Source organism: Propylenella binzhouense, from assembly GCF_009866965.1.
Classification (GTDB): domain Bacteria; phylum Pseudomonadota; class Alphaproteobacteria; order Rhizobiales; family Afifellaceae; genus Propylenella; species Propylenella binzhouense.
In genome coordinates, this window is record NZ_SPKJ01000018.1 from 12,568 (window position 1) to 32,326 (window position 19,759).

Genomic DNA, 19,759 nt, shown 5'->3' on the forward strand with positions numbered 1-19,759 from the left:
CTTTTCCGGCAGGCCGGCCAGACCCGAGCGGCGTCCTAGGACGAAAGGCGAACGCCTTCCCCGGCCCCCAACGAAGTGAAAAATGTGCTGCTTGGGAACCCCTGAACGAGCCTTCCCGCGCGTTGCGGCTCATATAAGAAGGGCCGATTTCGCTCGCAAGGATGTGATCGGACCGGATAATCCGCCGACCGCGCCGCCGGTCGGGCCGCCGGTCCGGGCGCCGCTCCGGGCGGGCCGGAAAGGAGTGCGGCGATGCTCTCGACACTCGCAAGCGGCGTGGCCTTCCACCCCGGATATCTCGGCCCGCGGGAGGCGGCGGCGCTGCTTTCGACGCTGCGGACGGCGGTCGCGGCCGCGCCGCTCTTCACCCCGCGCATGCCCCGCACCGGCAAGCCGTTCAGCGTGCGCATGACGAATTGCGGCCCGCTCGGCTGGGTCTCGGACGAGCGCGGCTACCGCTATCAGCCGAATCACCCCGAGACGGGCGCGCTTTGGCCGCCGATCCCGGAGATCGCGCTTCAGGCCTGGCTCGAGCTCGCCGGCTATCCGCACCCGCCGGAGGCCTGCCTCGTCAATTACTACGCGCCCGGGACGCGCATGAGCCTTCACCAGGATCGCGACGAGGCGGACTTCGCGGCGCCGGTCGTCTCGCTCTCGCTCGGCGACACCGCCGTCTTCCGGATCGGGGGCACCAGCCGGTCGGACCCGACCCGCTCGATCCGCCTCGCCTCGGGCGACGCGCTCGTCCTCGGCGGCTCGTCGCGGCTCGCCTTCCACGGCATCGACCGGATCCTCGCCGGATCGTCGCGGCTCCTCGCCGAGGGCGGCCGCTTCAACCTCACCCTGCGCCGGGTGACCCGCCCCTAGCCGCGGGCACCGCCCGGCACCGCAGCAGCCGCGGGCGAGGCGCGGGCCACGCGGAACGCGATTCGCGGCGCCGATTCGCGACGGCCCGGGCCGGGCCGCGGAGCGCGCTCTGCGGGCCGAGATGTCCCGGTTCGGGACCCCGGCCGCGGCTCGGGCGGCCGAACCTTAACGCGGGCCCGCCCCGGCGGCTCGGAGCAGGCCCCGCCGATCCGGCGAACACCCTGATCCGGCTGCGTTCTTCCGCCGTGCGGCGCATTAACCCGGTGTTAACGTTAAGCTTGGTTAATGGAACCGTAACAGAGATCATTGCCGTGACCGTCGCAGCTCCATCCCGCCAATCGCTCCGCTTCAGAGGCCGCTCCTTCCTCGCGCTCGTGCTCGCGCCGGAGCCGCCGCTCGCCGCCTGGATCGAAGAGATCGACGCGCTCGGAAAGCGCTCGCCGGGCTTCTTCCGGGGCCGCCCGGTCGTGCTCGACGTGTCCGCCCTCCCCCTCGACAAGGCCGGCCTCGCGCAGCTCGTGGCCGACCTCTTCGAGCGCGAGATCCGCATCATGGGAATCGAGGGCGCCAAGCCCTCCATGATCGGGCTCGGCATGCCGCCGCTCATCAGCGGCGGACGTCACGCGGACGACGTCGAGGTGCCGGACGCGGCGCCGAAGGGCACGCCCGCGGCCGCGGCGACCCCGATCGTGGCGCCGCGCCAGGCGCCGGTGCCGTCGCTCATGCTCGACGCGCCGGTCCGCTCGGGCCAGTCCGTGATCTTTCCGCAGGGCGACGTGACGATCGTCGGCTCCGTCGCCTCCGGCGCGGAGATCGTCGCCGGCGGCTCCATCCATGTCTACGGACCGCTCCGCGGGCGCGCCATCGCCGGGTCCACCGGCAATGCCGAAGCGCGCATCTTCTGCCACAAGCTCGAGGCGGAGCTCGTTGCCATCGACGGCCTCTACAAGACCGCCGAAGACATGGAATCCGACTATCGCGGCCGCTCGGTCCAGATCTGGCTCGACGGCGACACCATCATGATGACGGCGCTCAGCTGAGAGGAGGATGTTGAATATGGCCAAGGTCTTGGTCGTGACTTCCGGAAAGGGCGGCGTCGGCAAGACGACGTCGACCGCGGCCCTCGGGGCCGCCTTGGCGGCCATGGGCCAGAACGTGGTCGTGGTCGATTTCGACGTCGGCCTGCGCAACCTGGACCTAGTCATGGGCGCCGAGCGCCGGGTCGTCTACGACCTCATCAACGTGGTGCAGGGCGACGCCAAGCTGGCGCAGGCGCTGATCCGCGACAAGCGGCTCGACAGCCTGTCGCTGCTGCCGGCCTCCCAGACCCGCGACAAGGACGCGCTGAGCGAGGAGGGCGTCGACAAGGTGATGGCCGAGCTCCGCGAGAAGTTCGACTGGGTCATCTGCGACAGCCCGGCCGGGATCGAGCGCGGTCCGACGCTCGCGATGCGGCACGCCGATGTCGCGGTCGTCGTCACCAACCCGGAAGTCTCGTCGGTCCGCGACTCCGACCGCATCATCGGCCTGCTCGATTCCAAGACCCTGAAGGCGGAGCGCGGCGAGAGGATGGACAAGCATCTCCTCCTGACGCGCTACGACCCGGCCCGCGCCGAGCGCGGCGAGATGCTGAAGGTCGACGACGTCCTCGAGATCCTCTCGATCCCGCTTCTCGGCATCATCCCGGAAAGCCAGGAGGTGCTGCGCGCCTCCAACCTCGGCACGCCGGTGACGCTCTGCAACCCGGCGAGCGCACCGGCCAAGGCCTACAGCGACGCCGCGCGCCGGCTCTCGGGCGAGCCGATCGCGATGGCGGTTCCGAACGATCGCCGCGGCCTGTTCGGAAAGCTGTTCGGGCGGAGGGCCGCATGAACCTGCTCTCCCTCTTCCAGAAGCGCGCCACGGCGCCGGTCGCGCGGGAGCGATTGCAGATCCTGCTCGCCCACGAACGCTCGATCACCGGCCGGACCGACCTCGTCGCGGTGCTGCGCGAGGAGATCATCGCGGTGATCACGAAGCATGTGGCGGTCGAGCGGGACAAGGTTCAGGTGAAGATGGAGCGCGGCGACGCGGTCTCCACGCTCGAGGTCGAGATCGAGATCCCAACCGCGCTCGCGCCCGCGGAATCGGCGGCCTCGGCCGCCGCCTGATTTCCGGAGACGCCTCAAAAGGCCGCGGACGCGCCAGCCCGCGGCCTTTCGCGCGTCCGCTTTTGTTCATCCGGTTCACTCTTCCTCAAGCAGAACTGGTGTCTCCTCGCGGCGGCACACGCGGAGGGCTTGCCGTCCTCCATATGCGGCGAAGCCGGGTGGAGAGGGCCGACCAAAGCGTGCAGCTCAGAGAGACGATGCAACCGCACTTCCAGAGTCCGCAGGACGCGCCGGACGCCCGCCTGCGCGCCTTCCCCATCGGCCGCGTCGTCTCCGTCGACGGCGCCCATGCCGTCATCACGGCGCCGCGCAGCGATCCGGAGGCGCTGGCGGGCGAGGAGAGCCCGCTCTCGGTCGGCAAGCTGCTCTCCATCAATGCCGGCCCCGTGCGGGTGATCGGCGTCATCTACGCGACCGCGGCCGCCAACCAGGGCGGCCAGGAGGGCGAAATCGGCCCGACGCTCGTGAAGGTCGAACTCGTCGGCCAGATCCGGGACGGCGCGAAGCCGGTCTTCGAGCGCGGCATCCAGCACTACCCGCCGATCGGCGCGGGCGTGCTTCCGGTCGGCCCGACCGACCTCATCACGATCTACGATTACGGCAGCGACGAGACGATCGTCATCGGCAGGCTCGGACAGGACCCGAGCATCGAGGCGACGGTCCGCGTCCAGGACCTGCTGCAGAAGCATTTCGCCGTGCTCGGGACCACCGGCTGCGGCAAGTCCACCTCGGTCTCGCTCATCCTCCACGAGATCCTGAAGTCGAGCCAGGGCGCCCGCGTGCTCCTGATCGACCCGCACAACGAGTACAAGGGCTCGTTCGGCGAGCTCGCCCACCTCATCAGCCCGCGCAACCTCAACCTGCCGTACTGGCTGTTCAATTTCGAGGAGTTCACGGACGTCATCTACCGGCGGCGACCGGGCGTGCCGGAGGAGCTCGACGCGCTCGCCGACTTCATCCCCCTCGCCAAGGCCCGGTACGCGCAGAAGCAGGAGAAATCGAGCCTGCTCCTCCGCCGCGACGTCGACGATGCCGGCCACACCGTCGATTCGCCGGTGCCCTACCGGCTGTCGGACCTCCTCGCGCTGATCGACGACCAGCTCGGCAAGCTCGAGGGCAAGGAGGACCGCCCGCGGCTGCGGCGCCTGCGGGCGCGCATCCAGTCCGTCGCCCAGGACCCGCGCTACCAGTTCATGTTCTCGAGCAGGACCATCGAGGATTCGATGGCCGAGCTCCTGAAGACGCTCTTCCGCATCCCGACCGAGGGCAAGCCGATCACGATCGTGGAGCTCGCCGGCTTCCCGGCCGAAGTGGTGGATGCGGTCGTTTCGGTGCTCTGCCGGCTCGCCTTCGAGCTCGGCATGTGGGGAAACGGCCGGGTGCCGATCCTCGTCGTCGCCGAGGAGGCGCACCGCTACGTGCCGGCCGACAAGCGCCTGGGCTTCGGCCCGACGCGGCGGGCGATCTCGCGCATCGCCAAGGAGGGCCGGAAATACGGCGTCTATCTCGGCGTCGTGACCCAGCGCCCGTCCGAGCTCGACCCGACCATCCTCTCCCAGTGCAGCACGATCTTCGCGATGCGGCTCGCCAACGACGCCGACCACGCCATCATCCGCTCCGCCGTCTCGGACGCGGCGACCTCGACGCTGGAGGCGCTGCCCTCGATGGGCAACCGCGAGGCGCTCGCCTTCGGCGAGGCCGTGTCGATGCCGATGCGGGTCCGCTTCACCAACCTGCCGGAATCGATGCTCCCGAAGAGCAAGCTCCGCGGCCTTCAGGACGATTCGGCGGAGGCGCAGTCGGGCGGCTTCGTCGAGGAGGTCGTCCAGCGCTGGCGGAGCGTCGAGCATCGCGGGCGGTAGGCCTGCGATTTGGCCCACCGGCCGATCCGGCCGGCTCAGAGGATCGTGAAGTCCGGGCGGGCGATCATCAGCCAGAAGATGCCGAGGACGGCCGCGAAGGCCGGGAAGCCGAAGGCGAACCAGGTCCAGAACAGGCGATGATAGCTGCGCGGCAGCGGCGCGCCGCTCGCCACCGCGGATGCAGCGAGGTCGCGCATCCGCAACTGCATCCAGACGACCGGCAGCCAGAACGCACCGGTCACGAGATAGAGGATGATCGACAGCACGATCCAGCCGTCGCTCAGCGCGTAGCCGACGTTCCAGGCGAGGAGGACCCCCGTGACCGGCTGCGCGAAGACGGCCGTCGCGGTGAAGACGAAATCCGCGATCACCACGATCCGCGCCGTGCCCGCGATCACCGCCCTGTCGCGCGTGACATGCGCGACGACCATGAAGAAGGCGATGCCGGCGCCAGTGCCGAGCAGCACGGACGCGCCGATCACGTGCAGGTACTTGAGCGCGAAATAGAGCATCAGCGGTCCTCGCGGATCGCGAGCGCGGCGAGATGGAGCGCGACGATCGGGAAGATCTTCAGCATCGGCCCGAGCGGCTCGATCCAGAGGCCCGGCAGCATCGCCGTCCCGATCACCATATAGGCGAACGAGAGCGCGATCCCGCCATAGAGGCCGAGTCGCGCCGTGCTGCGGAAGGCGATCGCCGCGCCGATCGCGATATCCGCCAGCGCGCCGGCAACGATCCCGGGGATCTCGAAGATTCCGGCGCCGCCGGCCTGCATGATCGCGCGGCCGATCTCGAAGCCGGGCCCGAGCGAGACGATGCCGGTGCCGATCCAGAACAGGGCGAGCACGCCGTAGACGAGCGGCTTCGCGAAATAGAGCTGCGCGAACCAGCGCTCCTGGACCGAGGCCGGCTCGGCGGCGAGCGCGGCGGGGAGCGATTGCGGGACGATCCCGGTCGCGGCGATCCACGGCGCCGGGTCACCCACCGCGCCGCGCCGGATCTCGCGCATCGCCGTCGTGCGCATCGGCGGGCGCCAGCCGAGGAGCGCGACGAGATCGCCGGCCCGGTACATCGCCTTCATCAGCCAGCCGGGGACCGTCCAGCGCCGCGCCGGCGGCCAGCCGAGCCAGGACCGGTAGGCCGCGACGACCTCGCTCATGGCAAGCGGCTCCGGCCCGGCGAGATCGAGCGCGACCCGCGCCGGCGCGCCCGGAGCAAGGAAGAAGAGGACGGTGCGCACGACGTCCTCCCGCTGCACCACCTGGAGCGGCGCGGTGTCGGGCGCGACCGGCAGGACCGGCAGCGAGGCGAGCCCGCGGAAAAGCGCGCTGCCGCCATAGGCGCCGCGGCCGACGACGACGGCCGGCCGCAGGATCACCCAATCGAGGTCGCGCGCCATCAGCGCCCGGTCGCCGGCAAGCTTGGAGCGCGAGAAGGCGGTGGGCGTCGCGCGGTCGACGCCGATCGCGGAGAAATGGATGACGCGGCGGATGCCGGCCCGCTCGCAGGCGGCGAAGAGCGCGTCCGCCCCCTTCTCATGGACGCCAGCGGTCGAATCGCGGGGGCTGTCCTGAAGCACGCCGGCCGTGTTCACCACCGCGTCGACGCCCGCAAGATGCGGGAGCCAGTCTTCCGCGCCCGCGCGCGCGAGATCGAGCGCGACGATGCGGGCGACGCCCGGGAGCGCCGCCTCCGAATGCGTCGCCGCCACGATCTCGTGACCGGCCGCATGGAGCCCGGCGCGCACGGCCGAGCCGATGAAGCCGTTCGCCCCGGTCAGGAGTACCCGCATCCGCTCTCCTTCGGCGCGCCCGGCCGCGCCGCGGCATGCCCGGACACCTTTGCCCAGCGGAGGCGCGCGCGGGAAGGAAATGTTGCCGGCCCGGCGCCGTTCCCGTGCGCCGCCGCGCGTTGACGCTGCGCGGCGCTGCAACTAGGTTCCGCCCGCCTTCGCCGGCCGGGCCATCGCGCCGGCGCGACCCGCTGGACCGCGACCCATGACCGACCGATCGCCCTTTCCGCCCGAGCTCGTCGCGGCGGCGCGCGTCTCGAAAGCCTGGCCGTTCGAGGAGGCGCGGAAGCTGCTTGCGCGCGTGGAGAAGGCGGGCTTCGACGGCGAGATCCTGTTCGAGACCGGATACGGCCCGTCGGGCCTGCCGCATATCGGCACGTTCGGCGAGGTGGCGCGCACGACCATGGTGCGGCACGCCTTCCGCGTGCTCACCGGGGACCGCGTCCCGACCCGCCTCCTCTGCTTTTCCGACGACATGGACGCGCTCCGGAAGGTGCCCGACAACGTGCCGAACAGGGAAGCGCTCGCCGCCGATCTCGGCAAGCCGCTGACGCAGGTGCGCGATCCCTTCGGCGAATACGAGAGCTTCGGCGGCGGCAACAACCAGCGGCTCCGCGCCTTCCTCGACCGCTTCGGCTTCGACTACGAATTCGCGAGCGCGACCGACTATTACCGCTCGGGCCGCTTCGACGCGACGCTGCTCGCGATGCTCGCCGCCTATGACGCGGTGATGGCGATCATCCTGCCGACGCTCGGGCCCGAGCGCCGCGAGACCTATTCGCCCTTCCTGCCGGTCTCGGAGCGGACCGGCCGGGTGCTGCAGGTGCCGATGATCGCGCGCGACGTCGCGGCGGGCACCGTCACCTACCGCGATCCCGATACCGGCGAGGCGGTGACGACCCCGGTCACCGGCGGCCGCGTGAAATGCCAGTGGAAGGCGGACTGGGCGCTCCGCTGGACCGCGCTCGGCGTCGACTACGAGATGGCGGGCAAGGACCTCATCGATTCCGTCCTGCTCTCCTCGCGCATCTGCAAGGCGCTCGGCGGCACGCCGCCCGAGGGCTTCAATTACGAGCTCTTCCTCGACGAGCACGGCCAGAAGATCTCGAAGTCGAAGGGCAACGGCCTCACGATCGAGGAATGGCTCCGCTACGCCTCGCCGGAGAGCCTGTCGCTCTTCATGTTCCAGAAGCCGAAGGCGGCGAAGCGGCTCTATTTCGACGTCATTCCCCGCGCGGCCGACGAATATTACCAGTTCCTCGACGGCTACCGCCGGCAGGACCCCGGCAACCGGCTCTCGAACCCGGTCTGGCACATCCATGCCGGCGATCCGCCGCAGGAAGAGCTGCCGGTGCCGTTCTCGATGCTCCTCAACATCGCGAGCGCGGGCAACACGGAGGAGCCGGAGATCCTCTGGGGCTACGTCACGCGCCATCTGCCGGAGGTGACGCCGGAGCGCTATCCGGCGCTCGACCGGCTGATCGGCTACGCGGTCCGCTACTATCACGATTTCGTCAAGCCGAACAAACACTTCCGAGTTCCGGACGCGGTCGAGCGCGAGGCGCTGGAGGCGCTCGATTCCGCGCTTTCGGCACTGCCGGAGGACGCCGGCCCGGACGCCGTCCAGAACGCCGTCTACGATGTCGGCCGCGGCTTCGAGCGCTACCGCAATCCCGAGAAGCCGGGGCCGGACGGCCGCCCCGGCGTGGCGCTCACCTGGTTCTCGACGCTCTACGAGATCCTGCTCGGCCAGGAGCGCGGGCCGCGTTTCGGCTCCTTCGTGGCGATCTACGGCATCCCGGAGACGCGGGCGCTCATCCGGCGCGCGCTGAGGGGCGAGCTCCGGGCCGCCGCGGCCCGGAGCTAGGCGGCGCCGGCGCCTGTTCCGCTTCGCCCTGCCGCTTGCTCTGTCGTCATGCCCGGGCTCCGACCCGGGCATCCAGCGGCATCCGTTCCGCTTCGCCCTGCCGCTTGCTCTGTCGTCATGCCCGGGCTCCGACCCGGGCATCCAGCGGCATCCGTTCCGCTTCGGCCGCCGGTGGATCGCCGGATCAAGTCCGGCGATGACGACGGAGGAAAGTGGCAGCGCCGGATGGGTCGCCGGATCAAGTCCGGCGATGACGACGGAGGAAAGTGGCAGCGCCGCGTGGATCGCGGGGTCAGGTGTTCAGGCCGGAGAGATGACCGACGGCTGTTCGGGGATATAGCCGACGGGAAACGGGCCGCGCCGGCTCAGCGCTGGCAGACGGGGCAGTAGAAGGTCGACCGCCCGGTCTGGACCAGCCGGCGCACCACGCCGCGGCAGCCCGGCCGCAGGCAGGGACCGTCCTCGCGGTCGTAGACCCGGAAGGCGTGCTGGAACATGCCGAGGGAGCCGTCGGCCCGCACATAGTCCCGCAGCGAGGAGCCGCCGGCCGCAACCGCGTCGGCGATGACGGCCACGATGCATTCCGTCAGCCGGACCAGGCGCCCGGAGGCCCGGCCGTCCTTCCGGACGAGCGATCCGGCCGCGCGCCGCGGCGAAAGGCCGGCGCGCCAGAGCGCCTCCGAGACGTAGATGTTGCCGAGCCCCGCGATCAGGGTCTGGTCGAGCAGCGCGGCCTTGAGCGAGGTCGTGCGCCCGGCGAGGCGGGCGGCGAGCGCATCGGGATCGAGCGCGCCCGCCACCGGCTCCAGCCCGAGATGCGCGAAGAGCGGATGGCGCTCGAGCCCGCCCGGCTCGACGAGAATCATGAAGCCGAAGCGGCGCGGGTCGTTGTAGACCACCCGCGCGCCCCCCGGCAGGCGCGCGCCCGAAAGGGCGAAGACGACGTGATCGTGCCGCTCGTCCTTGCCGCGCGCATGGTGGAAGGCGTCCGCCGCCGCGACGGAATCGGCGACCCGAAACGAGCCCGACATGCCGAGATGCATGGCAAGCGTGGCGCCGTCGTCGAGCCCGGCCAGGAGGTACTTGGCCCGCCTCCCGAGCGCGGCCACCGTGCGGCCTTCGAGCCGTCCGGCGAAGCCCGGCGGGAACGGGAAGCGGAGATCGGGCCGGCGGAGCTCGACGCGGTCGAAGACGGCGCCCTCCAGGACGGGCGCGAGGCCGCGCCGCACCGTTTCGACTTCCGGCAGTTCGGGCATGGGCGGAATCGTCTCCGGTCGGCGGGTCGATAGATAAGGGGAGCGCGTTCCGATATGGTCCCGGCCGGCGGCTCAAGCAAACGAAACGAGATGATGCCCGAAGAGACGACTTTCGGCTTCCGGGACGTTCCCCTCCGGGAGAAGCAGGGGCTGGTCGACGAGGTCTTCCACACCGTCGCCCGGCGCTACGACCTGATGAACGATCTGATGTCGGGCGGCCTCCACCGGATCTGGAAGGACGCGACGGTCGCCTGGCTCTCGCCGCCGCGGCGCGGCGGCCCGTATCGGGTGCTCGATCTCGCCGGCGGCACCGGCGACGTCGCGACCCGCATCGTGGAGCGCTCCGACGGCCATGCCGAGGTGACCGTCGCCGACATCAACGGTTCGATGCTTGCGGTCGGGCGCGAGCGCGCCGAGAAGCGCGGGCTTCCGATCCGCTTTGTCGAGGCGAACGCGGAATCGCTGCCCTTTCCGGATGCGCGCTTCGACGCCTGCACGATCGCCTTCGGAATCCGCAACGTGCCGCGCATCGACGTCGCGCTCAAGGAAATCCACCGCGTGCTGAGGCATGGCGGCCGGTTCCTCTGCCTGGAATTCTCCGCCGCGAGCGTGCCCGTCCTCGACCGCCTCTACGACAATTATTCGTTCAGGGTGATCCCGCTTATCGGCCAGATCGTCGCCGGCGACCGCGAATCCTACCAGTACCTGGTCGAATCGATCCGGATGTTCCCGAACCAGGAGCAGTTCGCGGCGCGCATCCGCGACGCCGGCTTCGAGCGCGTCAGCTACCGCAACCTGTCCGGGGGGATCGCGGCGATCCATTCCGGCTGGAAGCTCTGAGGCGCCGGCGTGCTCAACGCGTTCCGGCTGGCGCGCGCCGGCCTCGTGCTCGCCCGTGCCGGCGCCTTCTCCTTCGTGGCGAAAGAGGACCTGCCGCCCGGCGCCGTGCGCGCGGTCGCGCTCGCCCGGCTGATCGAGAAGCCGGCGCTCGACGACGCGACGCGCGGACGCCGCCTCTCCGACGCGCTCAACCGGCTCGGCCCGTCCTACATCAAGCTCGGGCAGTTCCTGGCGACGCGCCCGGACATCGTCGGGCCCGACATGGCCGAGGCGCTCTCGGGGCTGAAGGACGAGATCCCGCCCTTCCCGACGGAAACCGCCAAGGCCATCATCGAGGCCAATCTCGGCCGCCCCGTCCCGGCGATCTTCCGCAGCTTCTCCGAGCCCCTTGCCGCCGCCTCGATCGCGCAGGTCCACAAGGCCGTGCTCGCCCGGCCCGACGGGGAGGCGACGGTCGCCGTGAAGGTGCTCCGGCCGGACGTGCGGCGGCGCTTCACGCGCGACCTCGCCTCGTTCTATTCCGCCGCCCGCTGGATGGAGCAGTTCGCTCCGGAGGCCCGCAGGCTGAAGCCGGTCGCAGTCGTGGAGACGCTCCACCGCAGCGTCATCCTCGAGATGGACCTGAGGCTGGAAGCGGCCGCCATCTCGGAGATGGCCGAGAACGTCGCCGAGGAATCCGACTTCCGCCTGCCGGCCCTCGCCTGGGAGGTGACCGGCCGGGACGTGCTCGTCACCGAATGGATCGACGGCATCAAGCTCCGCGACGTCGCGCGCATCGCGGCGGCCGGCCACGATCCGAAGCGGCTCGCGGTCACGGTCATCCAGTCCTTCCTGCGGCATGCGCTGCGCGACGGCTTCTTCCATGCCGACATGCACGAGGGGAACCTCTTCATCGACGCCGAGGGCCGGCTCGTCGCGGTCGATCTCGGCATCATGGGGCGGATCGGCTACAAGGAACGCAAGTTCCTCGCCGAGATCCTCTACGGCTTCATCCGCCGCGACTACCGGCGCATCGCCGAGGTGCATTTCGAGGCGGGCTACGTGCCGCGCATCCATTCCGTGGAGGATTTCGCGCAGGCGCTGCGGGCGATCGGCGAGCCGATCCACGGCCACCGCGCGAGCGACATCTCGATGGCGAAGCTCCTCGCCCTGCTCTTCGAGATCACCGAGATCTTCGACATGCAGACGCGCCCGGAGCTGATCCTCCTCCAGAAGACGATGGTGGTGGTGGAGGGGGTGGCGCGCCGGCTCGACCCGGATTTCGACATGTGGTCGGCGGCCGAGCCGGTGGTCTCGGAATGGGTCGCGCGCTTCGTCGGCCCGCACGGCAGGCTGACGGAGATCGGCGAGGGCGTCGCCGCGCTCTCGCACCTGGTGCGCTCGCTCCCGGACCTCGCCCGCCGGATCGAGCAGATCACGGTCAATGCCGAGGCGGCGACGGGCGACGGCCTGAAGCTCGACCCGGAGACGATCCGGGGGATCGGCAGGGAGGTCGCCCGCAACACGCGCTGGGGCCGCGTTGCGATCTGGGTGATCGCGCTCGTCTCGGCGGCGGCGGGCCTGTCCGTCCTCTTCGATGGCCTGTAAGGGTCGGGCGCAGGCCGGCTCCGCGGGAGGTCCTCTCTTGAGCACGCTTCGGGACAGACGCATTCTCCTCGTGATCGCCGGCGGCATCGCCGCCTACAAGGCGCTCGATCTCATCCGCCGGCTCAAGGAACGCGGCGCCGCCGTCCGGGTCGTGATGACCGAGGCGGCGACACGCTTCGTCACCCCGCTCGCCGCGCAGGCGCTCAGCCACGACCGCGTCTTTACCGATCTCTGGGAGCGCGACGCCGAGCACGATGTCGGCCACATCCGGCTCGCGCGCGAGGCCGACCTGATCGTGGTGGCGCCCGCCACCGCCGACCTGATGGCGAAGGCGGCGCACGGCCTCGCCGACGACCTCGCCTCCGCGGTGCTGCTTGCGACCGACAGGCCGGTCCTCCTGGCGCCCGCCATGAATCCGGCGATGTGGGCGAGCCCCGCGACGGCACGCAACCGCCGCCTGCTCGAGGCGGACGGCCTCCGCTTCGTCGGTCCGGATGCCGGCGAGATGGCGGAGCGCGGCGAGGCCGGCATCGGCCGCATGGCGGAGCCGCTCGCGATCGCCGCAGCCGTCGAGGCGATCCTCTCGCCCGCCGCCGGCCCGCTCGCCGGCCGCCGCGCGATCGTCACCGCCGGCCCGACCCACGAGCCGATCGACCCGGTGCGCTACATCGCCAACCGCTCCTCGGGCCGGCAGGGCCACGCGATCGCCGCAGCGCTCGCGCAGGCCGGTGCCGAAGTGGTGCTCGTCACCGGTCCGGTCGCGATTCCGCCGCCCGCCGGCGTGCGCGTGGTGCCCGTCGAGACCGCGCGCGAGATGCTCGCCGCCGTGGAGGCGGCGCTGCCGGCCGACATTGCGGTGATGGCCGCGGCGGTCGCCGACTGGCGTGCGGCCGCGGCGAGCGGCGAGAAGATCAAGAAGGACGCCGGCGGCCCGCCGAGCCTGGCGCTCGCCGAGAATCCCGACATTCTGCAGACGGTGTCGCGCCATCCGCGCCGGCCGGCTTTCGTGGCCGGCTTCGCCGCCGAGACGGAGAACCTCCTCGCCAATGCCGGGGCGAAGCTTGCGCGCAAGGGCTGCGACCTCATCGTCGCGAACGACGTCTCGCCCGCGAGCGGCGTCATGGGCGGGGCGCGCAACCGCGTGCATCTCGTGACCCGCGACGGCGTGGAGGACTGGCCGGAAATGACGAAGGAGGCGGTGGCCCAGGCGCTGGTGGAGCGGATCGCCGCCGCGCTCGCCGGGAAGACGGGGGCGCTCGCGTGACGGTGCCGGTCGCGGTGAAGGTGCTGCCCCACGGCGAGGGGCTGCCGCTCCCCGCCTACCAGACGGCGGGCGCGGCGGGGCTCGACCTCCTCGCCGCGCTTCCCGGCGATGCGCCGCTCGTGCTCGCCCCCGGCGCGCGCCGGCTGGTGCCGACCGGGCTCGCCCTGGCGCTCCCCGACGGCTACGAGGGCCAGGTGCGGCCGCGCTCCGGCCTCGCCACCCGCAACGGCGTGACGGTGATCAACGCGCCCGGCACGATCGACAGCGACTATCGCGGCGAGGTGATGGTCGGCCTCGTCAATCTCGGCGCGGAGCCGGTCGAGATCGCGCGCGGAATGCGGATCGCGCAGATGGTGGTCGCGCCCGTCGTCCGGGCGGAGCTGGTACGGGTCGCCACGCTCGAGGATTCGCCACGCGGTTCGGGCGGATTCGGCTCGACGGGGCTCGGCTAGGATCCCGCAGGAACGGCCTGGATCGCCGGGTCGGGTCCGGCGATGGCGACGGAGGAGATGGCGAGGCGCGGACCGAGGCCCGCCGGCCTCCGGTGGAACGCCGTTCCACATTCTCCGCCCGACGCGCAAAACCATGCCTTCCGGCGGCGATGCTCGGGGAATCGGACCCTCGCCGGACCGGGTCCGCCGACCTAATCTCTGGCGAACCGATCCATGGAGGCTCCCATGAGCGAACCAGCCCGCCGCATCGACCCGCAGCCCGAGCACCGCCCGGGACGCGGCCGCGTCTTCGATTCCATCACCGACACGATCGGCGACACGCCCATCGTGCGCCTCGACAAGATCGCCCGCGAGAAGGGCGTGAAGGCCAACCTTCTCGCGAAGCTCGAGTTCTTCAACCCGATCGCGAGCGTCAAGGACCGCATCGGCGTCGCCATGATCGAGGCGATGGAGCGCGACGGCCGCATCCGGCCCGGCGAGACCACGCTGATCGAGCCGACCTCCGGCAATACCGGGATCGCCCTCGCCTTCGCGGCCGCGGCCAAGGGCTATAAGCTGATCCTCGTGATGCCCGAGACCATGTCGGTGGAGCGCCGCAAGATGCTGCGGCTGCTCGGCGCCGACCTCGTGCTCACGGAAGGCGCCAAGGGCATGAAGGGCGCGATCGCCAAGGCGGAGGAACTGAAGGCGGAGATCCCCGACGCCGTGATCCCGCAGCAGTTCGAGAACCCGGCCAATCCCGAGATCCATCGCCGGACCACGGCCGAGGAGATCTGGAACGACACCGACGGCGCCGTCGACGTCCTCGTCTCCGGCATCGGCACCGGCGGCACGATCACCGGCGTCGGCCAGGTGCTGAAGGCGCGCAAGCCGGGCGTCCACATCGTCGCCGTCGAGCCGACCGACAGCCCCGTCCTCTCCGGCGGCAGCCCCGGACCGCACAAGATCCAGGGCATCGGGGCCGGCTTCGCGCCCAAGGTGCTCGACACTTCGGTCTATGACGAGATCGTCACGGTCACGAACGACGAGGCGTTCGACTATGCGCGGCTTGCCGCCCGGCTCGAGGGCGTGCCGGTCGGCATCTCCTCGGGCGCGGCGATCTGCGCGGCGGTGAAGGTCGGCAGCCGCGCGGAATTCGCCGGCAGGAACATCGTGATCATCATCCCGTCCTTCGCCGAGCGCTATCTCTCGACCGCGCTCTTCGAAGGGCTCGAAAGCTGATCGCCGGGGGCGCCGCGGCGCCCCCTCCGGCGCGTTCCCGGGAGCCCGGCTTGACGGCGGGCGCCCGGGAAGCAGGGCTCAGATCACGGCCTCAGATCACGTAGGACCGGAGCGGCTCGAAGCCGTTGAAGGCGACCGAGGCATAGGTGGTCGTGTAGGCGCCCGTGCACTCGATCAGCACCTCGTCACCGATCGTCAGCGAAAGCGGCAGCTCGTACGGGTTCTTCTCGTAGAGCACGTCGGCGGAATCGCAGGTCGGGCCGGCCACGACGCAGGGCGCGGTCGGCGCGCCGTCGCGCGGCGTGCGGATCGGATAGCGGATCGCCTCGTCCATCGTCTCGGCGAGCCCGCCGAACTTGCCGACATCGAGATAGACCCAGCGCAGCCGGTCCTCAGGCGACTTCCTGGACACGAGCACGACCTCGGCCTTCAGCACGCCGGCATCGCCGACCATGCCGCGGCCCGGCTCGATGATCGTCTCCGGGATGCGGTTGCCGAAATGGCGGCGCACCGATTCGAAGATCGCCTGGCCGTAGGCTTCCGCGCCCGGCACGTCCTTCAGGTAGCGGGTCGGGAAGCCGCCGCCGAGATTGACCATCGCGAGATTGATGCCGCGCTCGGCGCAGGCGTGGAAGATCGCCGAGGCGTCGCAGAGCGCGCGGTCCCAGGCCTCCGTGTCGGTCTGCTGCGAGCCGACATGGAAGGAGATGCCGCAGGCGCGGAGCCCGAGCGCACGCGCGCGCTCGAGCACGTCGACCGCATGGTCCGGCACGCAGCCGAACTTCCGGCTGAGCGGCCATTCCGCGCCGGCGCCGTCGGTCAGGATGCGGCAGAAGACACGGGCGCCCGGCGCGGCGCGCGCAACCTTCTCGACCTCCTCCATGCAGTCGACCGCGAAGAGCGAAACCCCGAGCGCATGCGCCCGCGCGATGTCCCGCTCCTTCTTGATCGTGTTGCCGTAGGAGATCCGGTCCGGCGTCGCGCCGGCGGCGAGCGCCATCTCGATCTCGGCGACGGAGGCGGTGTCGAACGAGGAGCCGAGCTCGGCGAGGAGCGACAGGATCTCGGGCGCGGGATTGGCCTTCACGGCATAGAAGACGCGGCTGTCGGGCAGCGCGCGGGTGAAGGTCTCGTAGTTCCGGCGCACGATCTCGAGATCCACGACGAGGCAGGGCCCCTCGGGTCGTCGCGCGTCGAGAAAGGAGCGGATGCGGTCCGTCATCATCGGGAATTCTCCCGTCCAGCAAGGCGTTTCGGGCCCGGGGAGTCCTGCACCGACGAGACGCCCGCGATGGAGACGGACGGCGCCCCTGGATCCCCCCTGTCCGGCCGCGAGGGCCGGCGGTTCGCGCCGAAAGGCTCACGCCCGGCCGGAACCGGATGAGAGCCATCGCTTGGAACGGGAACACCGCTCCGCACGTCCGGCAATGAGAGTGTGTGCCTCTTCAGTGTCGCCGACCTTTGGAGGGCCGGCAGAGACCAAAAAAGCCCGCCACCGTCGTTGCTTTAAGCCGCCTGCCACTTTCGAATGGCGACCACAGGCACGTGCGAATTTGGGCAAGCGGGGACTTATGCGCTTCGCCTGTCGCAATCAATAGGCTGCGGCGGGAAGCGGCCGAATTTTTGGCGGCGGACGATCCGCGCGGGGATCACGCGACGGTTGCCGTAGGGTCCTCCGGCGGGAGGGCCCGATGCCGCTTCTCCGGACGATGCCGAGCGTCGGATCGGGAGCGAGCGGCGCGGCGGCCGATGTCAGGCCGCATCCCTGATCGTCGGGATGCTCGCAACCTCGTCCCTCATGGCCCGTTCGGCATGCCAGAGGTCATAGGCCTGCTGCATCCGAAGCCAGACCGCCGGACCATTGCCGCAGAACTTGCCGATCCGGACCGCCATCTCCGGGGAGACCGCAGCCTTCTCCGCGAGGATCCTGTGGAGCGACTGACGGGAGATTCTGAGATTCGCCGCCGCCTCGGTAACGCTCATCCCGGCGGCCGGAAGGACATCCTCCCGCAGCACCGCGCCCGGATGCGTCGGTGCCCGCTCGATCCGGGTGCCGATGGTCTCGACCATGACGTCCCTCGCTTCCTTCAATGATATTGTTCGAGATCGACCCTCTGCGCATGCCCGTCCTCGAACTCGAACGTGATGCACCATGGTCCATTGACGTGCACCGTGTAGCGCGCAGGCACAAACCCGCTCAGCCGGTGGAAATCAAATCCGGAGATGTTCATCTCGTCCGCCGATTCGGCCTGCTCGAGGAGGTCGAGACGCCTGAGGATCCGCGCATGCAGGCGTGCATCGATCCTGGTGCTCCTTCCGGTCACCCAGAGAGCCTTCAAAGCCTTGCTCTTGAAGCTCTTGATCATCTCCTTGTGTAATGCGCCGCTTTACACTTGTAAAGCCAAGCGCGACAGCTCCGCCGGAGCCGGCCCAATGCGGGCGCGGCAGCGGGCGGGTCCAGGCCGCGCGCTGCTACCGCCCGGAGACGAGCACGATGATGGTCCGGCCTTCGAGCGTCAGCCCCCCGCCCGGATCGAGCGGCGGCTCGCAGCCGGCCGGGACGCAGGGCTCGTCCCGCCCCGTGTCGATCGCGATCCGCCACGGCCCTGCCGGCGGCGCCGGGATCGCGAAGCGGCAGGGCCGCCTGGCGGCGTTGAAGAGGACGACGAGAGCGCCCTCCCCTTCCCCGATCACGCAGCCGAGCCGGTTCTCGGCGCCGCTCCAATCCGGCGCCCGCCCGTCCTCGCCGAGCCATTGGATCTCGTCGTCCGTATAGAAGTGCTCCGCCGAGAGCGCCGGATGGGCGCGCCGGAAACCGATGAGATTGCGGACGAAATCGACCTGGCCCGCATTCGCCTCGGCGAGCCGCCAGTCCACCCAGGACGTCGGGTTGTCCTGGCAATAGGCGTTGTTGTTGCCGCCCTGCGTGCGCCGGAACTCGTCGCCGGCGAGCAGCATGGGCACGCCGCGCGACAGGAAGAGGGTCGCCAGCATGTTGCGGATCTGGCGGCGGCGCATCGATTCGATCGCCGGGTCCGCGGTCGGCCCCTCGACGCCGTTGTTCTCGCTCCAGTTCGCCGGCGTGCCGTCGCGGTTCTCCTCCCCGTTCGCGTCGTTGTGGCGCGTCTCGTAGGAGACGAGGTCGTTGAGGGTGAAGCCGTCGTGGCAGGTGATGAAGTTGACGCTGTTCTGGGGCGATTCCCTGGCGGCGCGAAAGAGGTCGGAACTGCCGGCGAACCGGGTTGCGAACGCGCCGGCGAGGCCGGGATCGCCGCGCCAGAAGCGGCGCACGTCGTCGCGGAACCTCGCGTTCCATTCCGCCCAGCGCCAGCCCGGGAAGCTCCCCACCTGATAGGCGCCGCCCATGTCCCAGGCCTCCGCGATGAGCTTCACGTCGCGCAGGATCGGATCCTCGGCGATCTGTTCGAGCAGCGGCGGGTTGGAGAGCAGCTCGCCGTTGACGTCGCGGCCGAGCACCGAGGCGAGATCGAACCGGAAGCCGTCGACGCGGTATTCCGTCGCCCAGTGGCGCAGGCAGTCCACGATCATGCCGCGCACGACCGGGTGGTTGCAGCCGAGCGTGTTGCCGCATCCCGTGAAGTCGACGAAGCCGCCCTCGGCGTCGAGCATGTAGTAGATCCGGTTGTCGAGGCCGCGGAAGCTGTAGGACGGCCCGGCCGTGCCGTCCTCGGCCGTGTGGTTGAAGACGACGTCGAGGATCACCTCGATGCCGGCGCGGTGGAGCGCGAGCACCGTCTCCTTGAGCTCGGTCACCTCGCAGCCGGCGGGGCCCTCCGCATAGGCCGGCATCGGCGCGAAGAGCGAGACGGGATTATAGCCCCAATAATCGGTCGGCGGCTCGCCGGCCGGCCGCGGATGGCCGCTGCGCGTCGGATCGAAGGCCTGGACCGGCATCAGCTCGACCGCCGTCACGCCGAGGGACTGGAGGTAGGGGATCTTCTCGACGATCCCGCGATACCGGCCCGGACTCGCCACCTGCGCGGAAGGATCGACGGTCAGCCCGCGCACATGCGCCTCGTAGATGACGGTCTCGCTCCAGGGCCGCCGCGGAGGCCGGTCGTCGTCCCAGTCGAAGCTTGTGTCGACGATCAGCCCCCGCGGCGAGGCCGGCCCGGAAAGCGGAGCATCCCCGAAGCGCGGCAGGCCGACCAAGGCCGGCGCATAGGGATCGAGCAGCCGCCGATCCGGCAGGAAGCGGTGGCCGGCGGCGGGATCGAACGGTCCCTCCGCCTCGAGCGCGTAGCAGGCGCCCCGGCAGCCGCGCCCGAGAAGCACGTGCCAGATGTCGCCGGTCCGGTGGTGCAGCCGGTCGAGCGGGATCCGCGCCATCGGCTCGACCGCTTCGGGATCCGCGAAGAGGACGAGCGTCATCCCCGTCGCGTGGCGGCTGAAGACGGCGACGTTCAGGGCCTCGACCAGCTGCAGCGTCCCGATCGGCAGCGGCCGCCCGCGGCCGATCGAGATCGTCGAGCCGTCGGCGGCCTCCACGCTCTCGTGCGGACGCCCCGCCGGGAGGCGCGCCTCGGCGTTCCCGAGCACCATGGGTCCCGCGCGCCTCCGATCCGCCGAACGGCTTCCGG

The 19,759-nt window shown here is 70.6% G+C and carries 18 protein-coding genes; 11 read left to right on the plus strand and 7 right to left on the minus strand.

The genetic code is table 11. The annotated features are described in order from the left end of the window. Positions 1–252: 252 nt before the first annotated feature. The 5 genes from E4O86_RS07770 to E4O86_RS07790 all read left to right on the plus strand — a co-directional run bounded on the left by E4O86_RS07770 (position 253) and on the right by E4O86_RS07790 (position 4,879). Positions 253–867, plus strand: a complete 615-nt coding sequence (locus E4O86_RS07770) for an alpha-ketoglutarate-dependent dioxygenase AlkB family protein (RefSeq protein WP_161139962.1) — start codon at positions 253–255, stop codon at positions 865–867. 311 nt (positions 868–1,178) lie between these two features. Next, positions 1,179–1,907 carry a septum site-determining protein MinC gene (gene minC, locus E4O86_RS07775; RefSeq protein ID WP_161139963.1) on the plus strand — a complete coding sequence of 243 codons (729 nt, stop codon included), beginning with the start codon at positions 1,179–1,181 and terminating at the stop codon, positions 1,905–1,907. 16 nt (positions 1,908–1,923) lie between these two features. After that, complete coding sequence (minD, locus tag E4O86_RS07780; protein ID WP_161139964.1) at positions 1,924–2,739, plus strand: septum site-determining protein MinD; 816 nt, start codon at positions 1,924–1,926, stop codon at positions 2,737–2,739. Continuing rightward, positions 2,736–3,017: a cell division topological specificity factor MinE gene (minE, locus tag E4O86_RS07785; RefSeq protein WP_161139965.1), complete on the plus strand. Its 282-nt coding sequence runs from the start codon at positions 2,736–2,738 to the stop codon at positions 3,015–3,017. Before minD ends, minE begins: the two co-directional genes overlap by 4 nt. 197 nt (positions 3,018–3,214) lie before the next feature. Continuing rightward, positions 3,215–4,879: an ATP-binding protein gene (locus tag E4O86_RS07790; RefSeq protein WP_161139966.1), complete on the plus strand. Its 1,665-nt coding sequence runs from the start codon at positions 3,215–3,217 to the stop codon at positions 4,877–4,879. 35 nt (positions 4,880–4,914) lie between these two features. Here the strand turns inward: E4O86_RS07790 and E4O86_RS07795 are convergent, their stop codons facing one another. Together E4O86_RS07795 and E4O86_RS07800 are read right to left on the minus strand one after the other, a co-directional pair. Further along, positions 4,915–5,391, minus strand: a complete 477-nt coding sequence (locus E4O86_RS07795) for a DUF2269 family protein (protein WP_161139967.1) — start codon at positions 5,389–5,391, stop codon at positions 4,915–4,917. Then, complete coding sequence (locus tag E4O86_RS07800) at positions 5,391–6,671, minus strand: SDR family oxidoreductase (protein WP_161139968.1); 1,281 nt, start codon at positions 6,669–6,671, stop codon at positions 5,391–5,393. The genes E4O86_RS07795 and E4O86_RS07800 overlap by 1 nt, the downstream gene beginning before the upstream one ends. Before the next feature lie 205 nt (positions 6,672–6,876). Between E4O86_RS07800 and E4O86_RS07805 the strand changes: the two genes are divergently transcribed. Next, positions 6,877–8,538, plus strand: coding sequence for a lysine--tRNA ligase (locus E4O86_RS07805; RefSeq protein ID WP_161139969.1), 1,662 nt, complete (start codon positions 6,877–6,879; stop codon positions 8,536–8,538). Positions 8,539–8,903: 365 nt separating this feature from the next. Here the strand turns inward: E4O86_RS07805 and mutM are convergent, their stop codons facing one another. Then, the gene (mutM, locus tag E4O86_RS07810) at positions 8,904–9,794 is read right to left on the minus strand and encodes a bifunctional DNA-formamidopyrimidine glycosylase/DNA-(apurinic or apyrimidinic site) lyase (RefSeq protein ID WP_161139970.1); all 891 of its coding nucleotides are present in this window, start codon (positions 9,792–9,794) and stop codon (positions 8,904–8,906) included. A 90-nt stretch (positions 9,795–9,884) separates the two neighbouring features. On the opposite strand from mutM, the gene ubiE reads away from it, so the two are divergent. The 5 genes from ubiE to cysK all read left to right on the plus strand — a co-directional run bounded on the left by ubiE (position 9,885) and on the right by cysK (position 15,158). Next, a complete protein-coding gene (gene ubiE, locus E4O86_RS07815) occupies positions 9,885–10,634 on the plus strand; it encodes a bifunctional demethylmenaquinone methyltransferase/2-methoxy-6-polyprenyl-1,4-benzoquinol methylase UbiE (RefSeq protein ID WP_161139971.1) in 750 nt (249 codons plus the stop codon). A 9-nt stretch (positions 10,635–10,643) separates the two neighbouring features. Beyond that, positions 10,644–12,221 (plus strand): 2-polyprenylphenol 6-hydroxylase, encoded by a 1,578-nt coding sequence (gene ubiB, locus E4O86_RS07820; protein WP_161139972.1) that lies wholly within the window; start codon positions 10,644–10,646, stop codon positions 12,219–12,221. After that, positions 12,211–13,485: a bifunctional phosphopantothenoylcysteine decarboxylase/phosphopantothenate--cysteine ligase CoaBC gene (gene coaBC, locus E4O86_RS07825; protein ID WP_161139973.1), complete on the plus strand. Its 1,275-nt coding sequence runs from the start codon at positions 12,211–12,213 to the stop codon at positions 13,483–13,485. The genes ubiB and coaBC overlap by 11 nt, the downstream gene beginning before the upstream one ends. Further along, positions 13,482–13,937 (plus strand): dUTP diphosphatase, encoded by a 456-nt coding sequence (dut, locus tag E4O86_RS07830; RefSeq protein ID WP_161139974.1) that lies wholly within the window; start codon positions 13,482–13,484, stop codon positions 13,935–13,937. Before coaBC ends, dut begins: the two co-directional genes overlap by 4 nt. Before the next feature lie 225 nt (positions 13,938–14,162). Continuing rightward, positions 14,163–15,158 (plus strand): cysteine synthase A, encoded by a 996-nt coding sequence (cysK, locus tag E4O86_RS07835; protein WP_161139975.1) that lies wholly within the window; start codon positions 14,163–14,165, stop codon positions 15,156–15,158. 91 nt (positions 15,159–15,249) lie between these two features. Here the strand turns inward: cysK and E4O86_RS07840 are convergent, their stop codons facing one another. The 4 genes from E4O86_RS07840 to glgX all read right to left on the minus strand — a co-directional run bounded on the left by E4O86_RS07840 (position 15,250) and on the right by glgX (position 19,721). Further along, positions 15,250–16,383 carry a type III PLP-dependent enzyme gene (locus E4O86_RS07840; RefSeq protein ID WP_161139976.1) on the minus strand — a complete coding sequence of 378 codons (1,134 nt, stop codon included), beginning with the start codon at positions 16,381–16,383 and terminating at the stop codon, positions 15,250–15,252. 527 nt (positions 16,384–16,910) lie between these two features. Next, positions 16,911–17,228: a HigA family addiction module antitoxin gene (locus E4O86_RS07845; protein WP_161139977.1), complete on the minus strand. Its 318-nt coding sequence runs from the start codon at positions 17,226–17,228 to the stop codon at positions 16,911–16,913. Positions 17,229–17,245: 17 nt separating this feature from the next. Continuing rightward, positions 17,246–17,524 (minus strand): type II toxin-antitoxin system RelE/ParE family toxin, encoded by a 279-nt coding sequence (locus E4O86_RS07850; protein WP_161139978.1) that lies wholly within the window; start codon positions 17,522–17,524, stop codon positions 17,246–17,248. A 106-nt stretch (positions 17,525–17,630) separates the two neighbouring features. Further along, entirely contained in the window at positions 17,631–19,721 is a 2,091-nt protein-coding gene (glgX, locus tag E4O86_RS07855) for a glycogen debranching protein GlgX (RefSeq protein ID WP_161139979.1), read from the minus strand. Positions 19,722–19,759: the final 38 nt, after the last annotated feature.

Excerpts from the sequence above, each read along its gene's own strand:
- coaBC (WP_161139973.1), top strand. The coding sequence starts at position 12,211 with ATGGCCTGTAAGGGTCGGGCGCAGGCCGGCTCCGCGGGAGGTCCTCTC.
- E4O86_RS07790 (WP_161139966.1), top strand. The coding sequence starts at position 3,215 with ATGCAACCGCACTTCCAGAGTCCGCAGGACGCGCCGGACGCCCGCCTG.
- ubiE (WP_161139971.1), top strand. The coding sequence starts at position 9,885 with ATGATGCCCGAAGAGACGACTTTCGGCTTCCGGGACGTTCCCCTCCGG.
- E4O86_RS07805 (WP_161139969.1), top strand. The coding sequence starts at position 6,877 with ATGACCGACCGATCGCCCTTTCCGCCCGAGCTCGTCGCGGCGGCGCGC.
- E4O86_RS07800 (WP_161139968.1), bottom strand. The coding sequence starts at position 6,671 with ATGCGGGTACTCCTGACCGGGGCGAACGGCTTCATCGGCTCGGCCGTG.
- minD (WP_161139964.1), top strand. The coding sequence starts at position 1,924 with ATGGCCAAGGTCTTGGTCGTGACTTCCGGAAAGGGCGGCGTCGGCAAG.
- E4O86_RS07770 (WP_161139962.1), top strand. The coding sequence starts at position 253 with ATGCTCTCGACACTCGCAAGCGGCGTGGCCTTCCACCCCGGATATCTC.
- glgX (WP_161139979.1), bottom strand. The coding sequence starts at position 19,721 with ATGGTGCTCGGGAACGCCGAGGCGCGCCTCCCGGCGGGGCGTCCGCAC.
- cysK (WP_161139975.1), top strand. The coding sequence starts at position 14,163 with ATGAGCGAACCAGCCCGCCGCATCGACCCGCAGCCCGAGCACCGCCCG.
- E4O86_RS07840 (WP_161139976.1), bottom strand. The coding sequence starts at position 16,383 with ATGATGACGGACCGCATCCGCTCCTTTCTCGACGCGCGACGACCCGAG.
- E4O86_RS07845 (WP_161139977.1), bottom strand. The coding sequence starts at position 17,228 with ATGGTCGAGACCATCGGCACCCGGATCGAGCGGGCACCGACGCATCCG.
- E4O86_RS07850 (WP_161139978.1), bottom strand. The coding sequence starts at position 17,524 with ATGATCAAGAGCTTCAAGAGCAAGGCTTTGAAGGCTCTCTGGGTGACC.
- E4O86_RS07795 (WP_161139967.1), bottom strand. The coding sequence starts at position 5,391 with ATGCTCTATTTCGCGCTCAAGTACCTGCACGTGATCGGCGCGTCCGTG.
- minE (WP_161139965.1), top strand. The coding sequence starts at position 2,736 with ATGAACCTGCTCTCCCTCTTCCAGAAGCGCGCCACGGCGCCGGTCGCG.
- mutM (WP_161139970.1), bottom strand. The coding sequence starts at position 9,794 with ATGCCCGAACTGCCGGAAGTCGAAACGGTGCGGCGCGGCCTCGCGCCC.